The 12677-nt window shown below is 44.4% G+C and carries 8 protein-coding genes, 21 tRNA genes and 2 rRNA genes (1 of these 31 running past the window's edge); 2 read left to right on the plus strand and 29 right to left on the minus strand.

Annotation, left to right across the window (positions count from 1 at the left end; all coding sequences use genetic code 11):
- Nucleotides 1-153: 153 nt before the first annotated feature.
- The 6 genes from menC to V1500_RS20925 all read right to left on the minus strand — a co-directional run bounded on the left by menC (nt 154) and on the right by V1500_RS20925 (nt 7713).
- A complete protein-coding gene (gene menC / locus V1500_RS20900) occupies nt 154-1260 on the minus strand; it encodes an o-succinylbenzoate synthase (RefSeq protein ID WP_409302309.1) in 1107 nt (368 codons plus the stop codon).
- A complete protein-coding gene (locus V1500_RS20905) occupies nt 1260-2750 on the minus strand; it encodes an o-succinylbenzoate--CoA ligase (RefSeq protein WP_409302311.1) in 1491 nt (496 codons plus the stop codon). The genes menC and V1500_RS20905 overlap by 1 nt, the downstream gene beginning before the upstream one ends.
- A gap of 165 nt (nt 2751-2915) precedes the next feature.
- Nucleotides 2916-3734, minus strand: a complete 819-nt coding sequence (menB, locus tag V1500_RS20910; RefSeq protein WP_409302313.1) for a 1,4-dihydroxy-2-naphthoyl-CoA synthase — start codon at nt 3732-3734, stop codon at nt 2916-2918.
- Nucleotides 3735-3748: 14 nt separating this feature from the next.
- Entirely contained in the window at nt 3749-4555 is an 807-nt protein-coding gene (gene menH, locus V1500_RS20915; RefSeq protein ID WP_409302314.1) for a 2-succinyl-6-hydroxy-2,4-cyclohexadiene-1-carboxylate synthase, read from the minus strand.
- A 1-nt stretch (nt 4556) separates the two neighbouring features.
- Nucleotides 4557-6314: a 2-succinyl-5-enolpyruvyl-6-hydroxy-3-cyclohexene-1-carboxylic-acid synthase gene (gene menD / locus V1500_RS20920; protein WP_409302316.1), complete on the minus strand. Its 1758-nt coding sequence runs from the start codon at nt 6312-6314 to the stop codon at nt 4557-4559.
- A complete protein-coding gene (locus tag V1500_RS20925; RefSeq protein WP_409302318.1) occupies nt 6307-7713 on the minus strand; it encodes an isochorismate synthase MenF in 1407 nt (468 codons plus the stop codon). Before V1500_RS20925 ends, menD begins: the two co-directional genes overlap by 8 nt.
- Nucleotides 7714-7995: 282 nt before the next feature.
- On the opposite strand from V1500_RS20925, the gene V1500_RS20930 reads away from it, so the two are divergent.
- Both V1500_RS20930 and V1500_RS20935 read left to right on the plus strand, forming a co-directional pair.
- Nucleotides 7996-8931, plus strand: a complete 936-nt coding sequence (locus V1500_RS20930; RefSeq protein WP_409302320.1) for a 1,4-dihydroxy-2-naphthoate polyprenyltransferase — start codon at nt 7996-7998, stop codon at nt 8929-8931.
- A gap of 166 nt (nt 8932-9097) precedes the next feature.
- Entirely contained in the window at nt 9098-9859 is a 762-nt protein-coding gene (locus tag V1500_RS20935) for a TraR/DksA C4-type zinc finger protein (protein WP_409302322.1), read from the plus strand.
- Nucleotides 9860-9899: 40 nt separating this feature from the next.
- On the opposite strand, the gene V1500_RS20940 is transcribed toward V1500_RS20935, so the two are convergent.
- From V1500_RS20940 to V1500_RS21050, 23 genes are all read right to left on the minus strand, one after another.
- A tRNA-Glu gene (locus V1500_RS20940) sits at nt 9900-9971 on the minus strand.
- Nucleotides 9972-9974: 3 nt separating this feature from the next.
- Nucleotides 9975-10065, minus strand: a tRNA-Ser gene (locus V1500_RS20945).
- Nucleotides 10066-10068: 3 nt separating this feature from the next.
- Nucleotides 10069-10143 (minus strand) — tRNA-Asn (locus V1500_RS20950).
- Nucleotide 10144: 1 nt separating this feature from the next.
- A tRNA-Ile gene (locus V1500_RS20955) sits at nt 10145-10221 on the minus strand.
- 8 nt (nt 10222-10229) lie between these two features.
- Nucleotides 10230-10303 (minus strand) — tRNA-Gly (locus V1500_RS20960).
- A gap of 9 nt (nt 10304-10312) precedes the next feature.
- Nucleotides 10313-10388, minus strand: a tRNA-His gene (locus tag V1500_RS20965).
- 20 nt (nt 10389-10408) lie between these two features.
- Nucleotides 10409-10484 (minus strand) — tRNA-Phe (locus V1500_RS20970).
- Between the two features lie 9 nt (nt 10485-10493).
- Nucleotides 10494-10569: transfer RNA gene (locus V1500_RS20975), tRNA-Asp, on the minus strand.
- A gap of 3 nt (nt 10570-10572) precedes the next feature.
- A tRNA-Met gene (locus V1500_RS20980) sits at nt 10573-10646 on the minus strand.
- Between the two features lie 171 nt (nt 10647-10817).
- Nucleotides 10818-10910, minus strand: a tRNA-Ser gene (locus V1500_RS20985).
- 7 nt (nt 10911-10917) lie between these two features.
- Nucleotides 10918-10994 (minus strand) — tRNA-Ile (locus V1500_RS20990).
- Nucleotides 10995-11154: 160 nt separating this feature from the next.
- A tRNA-Met gene (locus tag V1500_RS20995) sits at nt 11155-11231 on the minus strand.
- Nucleotides 11232-11256: 25 nt separating this feature from the next.
- Nucleotides 11257-11332 (minus strand) — tRNA-Ala (locus tag V1500_RS21000).
- A 15-nt stretch (nt 11333-11347) separates the two neighbouring features.
- Nucleotides 11348-11424, minus strand: a tRNA-Pro gene (locus V1500_RS21005).
- A gap of 5 nt (nt 11425-11429) precedes the next feature.
- A tRNA-Arg gene (locus tag V1500_RS21010) sits at nt 11430-11506 on the minus strand.
- Nucleotides 11507-11518: 12 nt separating this feature from the next.
- Nucleotides 11519-11607 (minus strand) — tRNA-Leu (locus tag V1500_RS21015).
- Between the two features lie 10 nt (nt 11608-11617).
- A tRNA-Gly gene (locus tag V1500_RS21020) sits at nt 11618-11692 on the minus strand.
- Between the two features lie 5 nt (nt 11693-11697).
- Nucleotides 11698-11782 (minus strand) — tRNA-Leu (locus V1500_RS21025).
- Between the two features lie 6 nt (nt 11783-11788).
- Nucleotides 11789-11864 (minus strand) — tRNA-Lys (locus tag V1500_RS21030).
- Nucleotides 11865-11909: 45 nt separating this feature from the next.
- A tRNA-Thr gene (locus tag V1500_RS21035) sits at nt 11910-11985 on the minus strand.
- A gap of 7 nt (nt 11986-11992) precedes the next feature.
- A tRNA-Val gene (locus V1500_RS21040) sits at nt 11993-12068 on the minus strand.
- 9 nt (nt 12069-12077) lie between these two features.
- Nucleotides 12078-12194: ribosomal RNA gene (gene rrf / locus V1500_RS21045) — 5S ribosomal RNA — on the minus strand.
- A gap of 244 nt (nt 12195-12438) precedes the next feature.
- A 23S ribosomal RNA gene (locus V1500_RS21050) occupies nt 12439-12677 on the minus strand; it runs 2707 nt beyond the window's last position.

The raw sequence follows: 12677 nt of genomic DNA on the forward strand, positions 1-12677 counted from the left end.
ATATTACTATTATATAAAATCTTTGCTGAAGAAAAAAATCGGCAAAAACCTATTTTCATATGAATAGCGGCCTCATAATAAAATTCTTTCTGCGTATTTCTTTAGTTTTTCGCTTGTCTTATCCCATAAAAAAAATGACCCGATATAATCGGATCAAAGAGTAAATATCTCGCTATATATTGTAAGTTTATCGAGGTTTTTCTCATGAACGGAGAATCCAATGCCCGATCTTTCAGGAACATCAACTAATCCGTCTGACACAATAACTTCAGGTTCAATAATATCCTGTTCCCAATATTTTGAGGAGGAGGATAAATCTCCAGGAATTGTAAAGCCAGCCAAGGAAGCGAGAGCAATATTATGAGCTCTTGATATTCCAAATTCAATCATTCCCCCAACCCATACAGGAACACCGTTTTCCAGACAAAGATCATGTATTTCAACGGCCTCCTTCCAGCCTCCAACCCGGGCCATCTTAATATTAATTATTTGGCAGCTGCCAATCAGCAAAGCGCTCTTTGCATCATGAAAAGAACTGATGCTTTCATCCAGGCAAATCGGTGTTTTAATTTGTTTTTGGAGGAAGGAATGCTCGACAATATCATCGTGGCCGAGCGGCTGTTCTATCATGGCAAGTCCATACTGATCGAGCCTTTTAATATGGTCAGCATCATGCAGAGAATAGGCAGAATTCGCATCGGCAAGAAGGGCGATATCCGGATGAGCCTTCCGAATCTCATCCAGCATCTCCAAATCGTGGCGTGGGCTGATCTTTATTTTAAAACGTTTATATCCATCTTTTTTATACTCTTCTATTTGCCGGATTGCATCCGATATTACAGGAGTTGCGATAACCACCCCTGCTGCCACTTTCGAACGCTCTCCCCCAAACAGTTTGCCGATATAAATCCCCTGCTGTTTCGCATATAAATCCCAGACCGCCTGCTCCATCCCCGATTTAGCCATCGCATTCCGCCTTATACCCTTCCAAATTTCGGCCAGGTCCTTCGGGTGCTGCAATCGGTTTTGCAGTATTTTAGGAATAATGAAGTCTTTAAGAATGTGGTAGCAGCTCTTGATCGTTTCCTCAGTGTACCAAGGGCTGCTAAAGGGAACTGCCTCCCCATATCCAATAAGGCCGTCAGTATCGGTTACTTTAATGACGATAGCCTCTCTCTTCTTCACGGTCTCCAAGTGGGTTTGAAACGGAATTTTCAAGTCGGAGCATATAATCTGCATTGAGATAGATTGAATTTTCATCAGACATTCTCCAACCTATTTTTTAACTCTCTGCGCAATAGCTTATTAGACGAATTCCTGGGGAGCGCTTCACTAAAAATAACTCGCTTGGGAATCTTATACGGAGCCAGTCTTTCTTTACAATATGCAATGAGCTCTTGTTCTGTCAGCTTTTCTCCTTCGTGCAGCACCACAAACGCCACAGGAACCTCCCCCCATCTTTCATCCTTTTGAGAAGTAATTCCAGCCTCAAAGATGGCTGGATGATGGCTGATAACGGATTCAATTTCCGCAGGATATACATTTTCTCCGCCTGAAATGATTAAATCTGAACGGCGGTCAAGCACGAATAAAAAACCTTCGTCATCCAGGTATCCAATATCTCCGGTGTAAAGCCAGCCTTCCCGAATGCTTTTAATCGTAGCCTCAGGCCTGTTTAAATAGCCTCCAGTCACATTCGGACCTGAAACAGCAATCTCTCCTGCTTCATTAGGCATTGCTTCTCGTCCATCGATCTCTATTCGCAATTGTGAAGGGAATAAAGGCTTTCCTGCAGAGCCAATTTTCCTCAGGCTATCTTCGGGAGGAAGCGTTACAATTTGCGAGGATGTTTCGGTCATTCCATACGTCTGGAAAATAGGAATTCCGAGCCGTTTACACTCTTCCAATAGATGAATTGGTGCAGGCCCTCCCCCCAGCAGCATACATCGAAATGTGTCAGGATACGCTGAATCTTCCAGCTGAAGCAGCATTCTATTTAGCATGGCAGAGACCACGGAAATGATGGTGACACCCTTCTCCTTAATTGCCCTGTTAGCCTCTTCCTCTTCAAATCTTTCGGCAAGGATCACTTTCATCCCATATATTACGCTTCGCATCAAGATCGATAATCCGCTTATATGAAAAATGGGCACCGCGCAATACCAGCAATCATTGTCATGGAGTCCCAGATTAAGGGATGACCCCATTGCACTCCACCAATGGTTGCCAAACGTTTGGATAACTCCCTTTGGTGTCCCGCTCGTTCCGGAAGTATACATGATTGTTGCAGGGTCAGACAGGTTGAATTCCTTCAAGATAGCCGTTTTTTCAGCTTCTGGGTACGTTTCGATACTTTCCTTGGTCATCGAGCCAAGGTTTCTGTTATCTGAATTGATCGACTCCAACTTTTCTTTAAAGAATTCTTCTGTCACCAGCCACTTGGCATTACTGTCTTCAAGCTGCCAGGCCATTTCATGCGCTGTAAGCCTATTATTCAGAAAAACGACCCTTACGCCAAGATAGAAAAGGCCATGGAGGATGGCAATGCTGTCGATATGGTTTCTAACAAGCACTCCGCAAGTATCTCCCTTTTCGATCCCGCGTCCATCCAGCTTCTTTGCATAGCGCTCAGCCATGCTATCCAGTTGTTTAAACGTATAGGTTTTGTTTTCAAACTCAACGGCGACTCTTTCAGGAGAAATATCGGCCCTTTTTCTTAGCCAATTCGGAATGGTCTCACCTAATTTCATTTACTTTTGCTCCTTTAGGATTACTCCAGATTGGATAGAAAAACAGCTCGGCGAATTTCTCGCCAAGCTGTTCCTCTCAATATATATCGGGTTATGTCAGCCCATCTCTTTTTCAGGAGCGTTAACCTTATGGTTATTCGCTTCTGCGATATCAAAGATCATCTATCAAGGGAAACGCGGGAACTGTCCGAAGTCTGGCTTCCGCTTTTCCTTGAAGGCATCACGGCCCTCTTTGGCTTCATCTGTTGTATAGTACAATAACGTAGCGTCCCCTGCAAATTGCTGGATACCTGCTAGTCCATCAGTATCGGCGTTAAATGCAGCCTTTAAGAAACGAAGGGCAGTCGGGCTTTTCTCCAGCATTTCTTCACACCACTTGACCGTTTCTTCCTCTAGCTGGTCTAAAGGCACAACCGTGTTTACCAGCCCCATGTCCAAAGCCTCCTGGGCGTTGTACTGGCGGCATAGGTACCAGATTTCCCTTGCTTTTTTATGGCCTACGATACGAGCAAGGTACCCTGAGCCGTAACCAGCATCAAAGCTCCCAACTTTAGGGCCGGTTTGCCCGAACACAGCATTATCCGCAGCAATCGTCAAATCGCAAACGACATGGAGAACATGTCCTCCGCCAATTGCGTAACCAGCTACCATTGCAACAACCGGCTTAGGGATCACGCGGATTAAACGCTGAAGGTCCAAAACATTTAGACGAGGAATGTCATCTTCACCAACATATCCTCCGTGACCGCGCACTTTCTGGTCACCGCCAGAACAGAATGCTCTTCCTCCCTCACCAGTTAAAATAATAACACCGATATCGGCATTATCCCTCGCTCTTGTAAATGCATCAATCAGTTCCATTACCGTCTTAGGACGGAACGCATTATGTACTTCCGGACGATTAATGGATATTCTTGCTATGCCATTATACGCCTGATAAAGTATATCTTCATATTCTCGAAGGGTAGTCCATTCGATTGCCAAAAAAATCTCCTCCTTTAACTGTTTAAAAACTCACTTACTATTTTACCAAACATTCGACGATCTTCCACGTGAACCGCATGACCTGCATTGGTTATTACTTGCCACTCGCACTGCTTGATCAGCTTTTGCATTCTCCCTGCGATCACGCAAAATTTCTCATCGAGTTCCCCAGTTAATAATAACACAGGAAAACTCAGTTTGCTAAGTTCCTGCCACCAGGATGGCTGTATTCCAGTCCCCATACCGCGAAGACTATTCGCAAGGCCAATTTTCGAATTCGCTAATCTTTGCTGTTTGATAAACTGTTTTTCTTCTATTGATAATTTTTTTTGTGATGCAAATAACAGGATACTTTCCCAGTAATCAACGAAGGAAGCGACACCCTCATTCATGATCCTCCCGGCCAGATTTTCATCCTGCTGTATCCGCAATTGTCGTTGCTCTGACGATTCAAGTCCTGGAGATGCGCTCTCTAGAATCAGCTTGGTTACATATTCAGGGTAAAGACAGGCAAAACTCAAAGCAAGCCTGCCCCCCATTGAATAACCTAATATATTTGCCTTCTCTATATTAAGGTGATCAAGGATGCTCTTTAAATCCTTGGAAACCTGTTGCACTGAATATCTAGTGTGATCCAGAGGCTTATCCGTATCTCCATGTCCAATGATATCAACCCTTATCAGCTTATATTGATTCCCCATTATTGGTATAAGGAATTCCCAATTTTTTAAGCTGCCTGTAAAGCCATGTAATAGAAGTAGAGGTTCACCTTCTCCAGTTACCTCTATATTGTATCTGACCCCATCAATGAGAAGCTCCATATCAATTTTCCTTAGATACTACAGTCTTTATTTCCCGGGAAACAGAATCCCACAATTCTCGATGCTTTTTTACATTAATCTCTCTATTTGTCTGGATTTCAATCACCTTTAGCCCAGTGATATTAAAGGACTGCTTGAATGAAGCCGCAAAGTCCTCCCATGATGCCACCCTTTTATATTTGCCTTCATAGAGAGCGACTGCATGTTCAAAATCAAGGCCATGGGGCGTACCAAACAACGTTTCAAAATGTTCTTGTTCAGACGATTGTGGCAAAAAGGAGAATATGCCTCCGCCGTCATTATTAACAAGCAGTATGGTGATATTTTGCTTCTGTAGTTTAGCGGCAAGCAAGCCGTTCATATCATGGAAGAAACTTAAATCCCCAATAACAAGTACAGTATTTTCTTGAATTGTACTTACACCCAATGCTGTCGAGACGACTCCGTCTATTCCATTAGCTCCCCGATTGGCAAATATCTTGATACCTTTATCATTGTTAAAGAAGAAAGTATCCAGGTCCCGAATTGGCATGCTGTTGCTTACAAATAGGCTGGCTCCCACTGGCATTAGGTCATTAAGCAAAACAAACAGCTTTCCTTCATCGAGATTGTCTTCATCCTGAATTGATTTAAGTGCTTCCTTAGTGCCATCGTTAATTTTTTTCCAGTACTCCAGCCAATCCCGTTTAGCCTCTTCCTTTTTTAAACTGTCTTCAATACTCTTGCAGAAAGCAGCTTCCTCACAATAGACCATATGAGATGCAATTCCGATAGGATCTCGCCAGCCGGCTCCTCCATCTACAACAATATGGGTAGTGGAAACTTGTTTTTTCAAATACTGCATTAGCGCCTTTGAGACAGGCATACTTCCAAATCGAATTACAAGATCTGGCTGCAATGTCTGTGTGACCTGCTGGTCTCTAAGGAAGGTATCGTATGTGTCGATTATTGTTTCCTGGCTATTATCTCCGCTTCTTAGTTGTGACAGAGGGTCTGCCAAAATAGGAAAGGCTAACTTATCAGATAATGAAACTATAGCTTTTCTCGCGTCTTCATTTCTTAGATCTCCGCATACAATAATTCCTTTTTTCGACTCATTTATTTCATCAGCAATTTCAGATAATTGCTCTTCATCAATTGACATCATGCCAAGCTCTATAGCCGTCGTGGACTTTCTTTCATTCGGTATATTCCGGTAATTCCTGGCTTCCTCCATATTAGGGACTAAAGGCTCCCTCAGCGGAAAATTGAGGTGCACAGGACCTGCAGGCTCTTTTTTAGAAGTGGCGACTGCACGGGCACACACTGTCCTTGCATAACGCAGCATATCATTTGTGTTTTCCGGCAAAGCCATCTCTACAAACCATTTTGTATGCTTGCCATACAAACTGATTTGATCAATGGCCTGGGGAGCCCCTACATCTCTGAGTTCATGAGGTCGGTCTGCTGTCAGGACAATTAAAGGAACGCGAGAATAGAATGCTTCCACAATAGCTGGGAGATAATTGGCCGTGGCAGTTCCGGAAGTACATAAAATGGCGACGGGGCTTCTTAAAGCCTTGGCCATCCCAAGGGCAAAAAAGGCAGCAGAACGTTCGTCAACATTGATATGCACATTAATATCCGGGTGTTCCGAGAGGAGCAGTGCAATAGGGGTGGAACGGGATCCAGGACTCACTACGACATGCCTTATATCTTGCCTAGCCAGTTCATCCACAAAAGATGAAATATATCCGGTTGTAGCTTCTCTGTCAGTCATCCAGTTTTCCTCCTAATGCACTTAACATCGGCTTAAATTTAATTGATGTTTCTTGATATTCACTCTCGGGCTTCGAATCAGCCACTATGCCGCACCCCGCGAATAACGACGCTTCATTGCCTTGTACCAATCCCGAACGAATTGCTACTGCAAATTCTCCATTCCCTCCAGCGTCTATCCAGCCAAGAGGTGCTGCATAGAAGCCTCGTTCTAAGTCTTCATTTTCTCTGATCCATATAAGGGCTTTCTCCTGAGGCAGTCCACCTAAGGCCGGTGTAGGATGCAGCTTATATAAAATATCGAAAATAGAAACATCCTGTTTGGCTCTTCCTTCAACGGGTGTGTAGAGATGTTGAATATGCCGGTTTTTTAATAATATAGGTGATCTAGGTACTTCTACAACTTCACAAGTGTTGATCATTGCATCCTGGATCATTGAAACCACATATTGATGTTCCTTCAGATTTTTCTCGTCATGGAGAAGCGCTTCACCCAAAGCGTCATCTTCTTGTTCATTTTTTCCTCTTGCAATGGAACCTGCCAGGCAAGCAGAAAATAATACATTCGCGGTTTTCTTAATAAGCCTTTCAGGTGAAGCTCCCACAAAGAATTCACTGCCTACTTCCAGGCTGAAAATAAAGCTTTTCTCCTGTTCTTTCATTAACCTATCCAATACCATCTCGGATTGCAGCTGAGCCTCGAATTTTAGTCTCATTTCTCTGGCCAATACTAATTTATCTACATCAGATTGTTTAATATGGTCGATTGCTCCCGAAACAGATTCTATCCATTCTGCCGGTTTTATTTCCGCTTGTTCTATCAATAATGGATTACTATATGCCGGCACAAATTTACTATTTATATACGTATCCCTTTCATTTACCATTTTAATGAATGCCTGGATCTCATCTCCAGGGGAACAAATAAAATTGGTAGTGAGGTAAGCTTGTCCTTTCACTTTCGATAACATGAATCTGGGAATATAAAATAGGTTATCCCCGAATTGATCCCATAGTTCTGAATTGCTTTTATGGTGATCAAAGGAAAAACCTCCAAAGATTAAAGGTCCTGTGCCTGCCACTTGAGAAACCCCACGCCTCACTGATTCACTGACCAATTCGTTCCATTCCTGTTTTATATATTCATACCGCGATGAGTCCGCGGGCGCCTGAATTTTTTCCGCTTTTCCTAAACCAGAAAGGATTACTTCCTGGTTAGGGTCCTGCCAAAAAAAGCGTTCTCCTAGATAATGTTCTCTTCCTGCTTGATAAAATGAAAGGGGGCATACATCGTCAATCTTGATGATTTCACTGAATAAGACCTTTTTTTGATTTTTCACAGCTTTATTTAAAGCTTCCTTTAGGCCATCCATCAGCTCAGTATCATGTGAAATTGCCAAGATAATCCCTCCACTTTTACATATACAAACCTATTCAAACCTATTTAAAGATACACCTCGATTCAGGGCTATGTCAATCATTCAAGCCCTGTGGCACCGCTGTTCATCTTCCATGATCCGATAGAAAACCGCCTTTGTTTAAGTGGTTTTTATTGTTGTAGATAAAGCATAATAGATAAAAAAGAGATTGACACTTACGCCTTGTTTTCCTAAACTTAGTCTGTAACACTTTGTCCATTTTTAGTTCTATGGACAAATACCAAATTATTAAGGAGAGAAACAATGCAAGCCTTTCATGATTCAGATAATACTTCTGCTCTCCAAAGCAAAAAGAATTGGAGAGTCTGGTGGGAATTAACACGGCCTCATACTCTGACCGCAGGATTTGTTCCCGTATTGATAGGAACAGCCTTGGCGATGCAAGATTTCCATATAAATGTGCTATTGTTCGTTGCAATGCTGGTTGCCAGTTTATTAATTCAGGCTGCCACTAATATGTTCAATGAATATTACGATTTTAAGCGTGGCCTGGATAATAAGGAATCAGTCGGAATTGGTGGTGCAATTGTCCGGGAAGGAATAGCTCCGAGAACGGTTATGACTATCGCCCTTTCCCTATACGCAGCTGCAACCCTGATCGGTGTGTATATTTGTATGGAGTCGTCGTGGTGGCTCGCTCTGATTGGAGCAATCTGCATGGTAATCGGCTATCTGTATACCGGCGGTCCCGTACCGATTGCTTATACTCCATTTGGAGAATTAATGGCCGGCTTTTTTATGGGATTTTCTATAATATTGATATCATTTTATATCCAGACTGGTACAGTGACCAATACTGCTATTCTCGTTTCCATCCCAAGTCTAATCCTTGTTGGATTAATCCTTTTATCCAATAACATTCGAGATCTGGATGGAGATAAGGAGAACGGAAGGAAGACTTTAGCCATTCTAGTGGGACGAAAATATGCGATATACATTCTTGGTGTTATGTTTTCTGTATCCTACCTGTGGATTTTAGGACTAATCATTGCTGGTACAATGTCGCCATGGATCTTGTTAGTATTCCTGAGTGTACCAAAAGCAGTTAAAGCGACAAAAGGGTTTATAGGGAAAACTGTACCTGTTCAAATGATGCCTGCCATGGTCGCAACCGCACAGACAAATACGATTTTTGGTTTGCTATTATCAGCAGGGTTATTTATTAGCTATATAATGTAAGTGATCTTCCCCGGGCATATTGCCCGGGGTTTTCTTTAATATGGGAGAATAAGTTAAAAATTGCTTTGTTTCTCCGCTGCCATAACGGGTATTTAAACACTACGGACATGCATACGAGGTTCCCATTATTGTTAAGAACCTTAAATTATATAGAAGGAGTGTTCTTATGCTAACCCAGGAAAATATTACGACTCTTAAACAGGAATTGATGAATCTTAGAGAACAGCTGAGCAGCAGAGTGGAACATGATAAGCAAACTGTAGTAAGAGTAAGTGAAAGGGAGGCCGTGGATGAACTTTCCGCATATGACAACCATCCAGCCGATCTTGGTACTGAACTATACGAAAAAGAGCGGAATATGGCCCTCGACGACCATGCTCAAGCAGAGATTGAAAAAATTGATACGGCATTACACGCAATGGCAGAAGGAAGCTATGGCAAATGTAAAGTCTGTGGTGAAGAGATTCCTTATGAACGATTGGAGGCTGTCCCATCAACCCTGTATTGTATCGATCATACGCCGGAAAGGACTCCAGCCTCAGATCGTCCTGTTGAAGAAGATCTTTTAATACCTTCGTTTGGAGATGATTTTGAAAATAGAAGAAGCGGTGACATTAATGACAAAGAAGACAGCTTCGGAGAGGTGGCACGTTTCGGTACATCAGAAACCCCAGCAGATTATACTGGAGACCACGAAAATTACGATAACCTGTATAAAACAGAAGACGAATCCAACGGTTTCACTGAGGATTATGAAGGCTTCATCGGGACGGACATAAACGGTAAAAACAGTAGAGCATTTTCTACTAAACAAGAACGGCAATATGAAGAAACCTTGAATAATGAAGGAATGGAATCTAAGCTGGGAGATATACCTTACCGACAAAGAGACAGCTATCTGGAAGATAAAACAAAGAAAGAAAAATAAAAAAAGGCTGTATACCTTGAGTATACAGCCTTTTTAAGTATGACCCCTACGGGATTCGAACCCGTGTTACCGCCGTGAAAGGGCGGTGTCTTAACCGCTTGACCAAGGGGCCATATGGCGGAGAAGGAGGGATTTGAACCCTCGCGCCGGTTACCCGACCTACACCCTTAGCAGGGGCGCCTCTTCAGCCTCTTGAGTACTTCCCCATATGGCTCCGCAGGTAGGACTCGAACCTACGACCGTTCGGTTAACAGCCGAATGCTCTACCACTGAGCTACTGCGGAATGGTGGGCCTAAATGGACTCGAACCATCGACCTCACGCTTATCAGGCGTGCGCTCTAACCAGCTGAGCTATAGGCCCATTATAAGTGGAGCGGGTGATGAGAATCGAACTCACGACATCAGCTTGGAAGGCTGAGGTTTTACCATTAAACTACACCCGCGTGAATAAGTGGGGCGGCTGATGGGAATCGAACCCACGAATGTCGGAACCACAATCCGATGCGTTAACCACTTCGCCACAGCCGCCACAAAAGTGATTAATATAATGGTGGCTCAGGACGGAATCGAACCGCCGACACAAGGATTTTCAGTCCTTTGCTCTACCGACTGAGCTACTGAGCCACAAAGTAATGGCGGTCCCGACGGGAATCGAACCCGCGATCTCCTGCGTGACAGGCAGGCATGTTAACCGCTACACCACGGGACCAAATTGCGGGGACAGGATTTGAACCTGCGACCTTCGGGTTATGAGCCCGACGAGCTACCAGACTGCTCCACCCCGCGATAATATAAATGATGCAATTTTAACTTATGCACTAAGTGCACTGTAGACTGTCCGGATTTCAGTAAGCTAAACCAAGCAGCAGCTCAACCAGTACAACTCGCAGTTATTCAATGAAGGAACGCTCGTTGCTCCACCCCGCGATAATAAGAATAATACAATTTTAATTAAAATGGAGGAGGTAGAGGGATTCGAACCCCCGCGGGCTTTTACACCCCTGTCGGTTTTCAAGACCGATCCCTTCAGCCGGACTTGGGTATACCTCCAAATGAATGGTGGACCTTGTAGGACTCGAACCTACGACCGGACGGTTATGAGCCGTCTGCTCTAACCAGCTGAGCTAAAGGTCCATGTTAAGTGTTATAAAAGTGATAAGTTAAAGATTGTCTGTCCCCATCTCAGAAAGCAAAATCAAGCAGCAATTCGATGGGTACAACTCGAAGCAATTTCTTTGGAGCTTTGCTCGTTGCTCTAACCAGCTGAGCTAAAGGTCCACATAATTTTAAAAGATGGTAGCGGCGGAGGGGATCGAACCCCCGACCTCACGGGTATGAACCGTACGCTCTAGCCAGCTGAGCTACACCGCCATCACAAATATATGATTATCAAAATTGGTGGAGCCTAGCGGGATCGAACCGCTGACCTCCTGCGTGCAAGGCAGGCGCTCTCCCAGCTGAGCTAAGGCCCCAATCGTTAAAAATAATGGTCGGGAAGACAGGATTCGAACCTGCGACCCCTTGGTCCCAAACCAAGTGCTCTACCAAGCTGAGCTACTTCCCGTAATATGGCGCGCCCGAAAGGAGTCGAACCCATAACCTTCTGATCCGTAGTCAGACGCTCTATCCAATTGAGCTACGGGCGCATATGTTATAAATGGTGCCGAGGACCGGAATCGAACCGGTACGGTAGTCACCTACCGCAGGATTTTAAGTCCTGTGCGTCTGCCAGTTCCGCCACCCCGGCTAAATAAGTTTGGAGCGGAAGACGGGATTCGAACCCGCGACCCCAACCTTGGCAAGGTTGTATTCTACCACTGAACTACTTCCGCATAAATGGTGCGGGTGAAGGGAGTCGAACCCCCACGCCTTGCGGCGCCAGATCCTAAGTCTGGTGCGTCTGCCAATTCCGCCACACCCGCATATAATGGTGAGCCATGAAGGACTCGAACCTTCGACCCTCTGATTAAAAGTCAGATGCTCTACCGACTGAGCTAATGGCTCATCAAACTATTGATTAATATGCCGCCTAAGAGCTTGTACCATTTATGGTGCCGGCAAGAGGACTTGAACCCCCAACCTACTGATTACAAGTCAGTTGCTCTACCAATTGAGCTACACCGGCATGGTAATGGTGGAGGATGACGGGATCGAACCGCCGACCCCCTGCTTGTAAGGCAGGTGCTCTCCCAGCTGAGCTAATCCTCCAAATGGTATGCTTGGCGACGCCCTACTCTCGCAGGGGGAGAGCCCCCAACTACCATCGGCGCTGAAGAGCTTAACTTCCGTGTTCGGAATGGGAACGGGTGTGACCTCTTCGCCATCGTCACCAAACTATTTATCAATTAGACACTATTTTATTATAATGCCTTTTTGAAATTTTGCAAGAAGAAATTTATTATTCCTTCAAAACTAGATAACAGGTAAGGTTTTTGCGTGTCTTCAAAACATGGTTGGTGTCTAGCTGCGAAAGCCAAACCGTACGGCTGTTTCGCTTCTTCTGGGCAAGACTTTAGGTCTTTTCCGCCAGAAGCTCCAACATCCTATCGGTTTAAGCGGGCTTCCTCCGCTTTTCAATTTGGTTAAGTCCTCGATCTATTAGTATCAGTCAGCTCCACGTGTCACCACGCTTCCACCCCTGACCTATCAACCTGATCATCTTTCAGGGATCTTACCAGCTTGCGCCATGGGAAATCTCATCTTGAGGGGGGCTTCATGCTTAGATGCTTTCAGCACTTATCCCGTCCGCACATAGCTACCCAGCGATGCCTTTGGCAAGACAACTGGTACACCAGCGGTGCGTCCATCCCGGTCCTC

The sequence above is a fragment of the Peribacillus sedimenti genome (genome assembly GCF_046237635.1).
GTDB lineage: Bacteria > Bacillota > Bacilli > Bacillales > DSM-1321 > Peribacillus > Peribacillus sedimenti.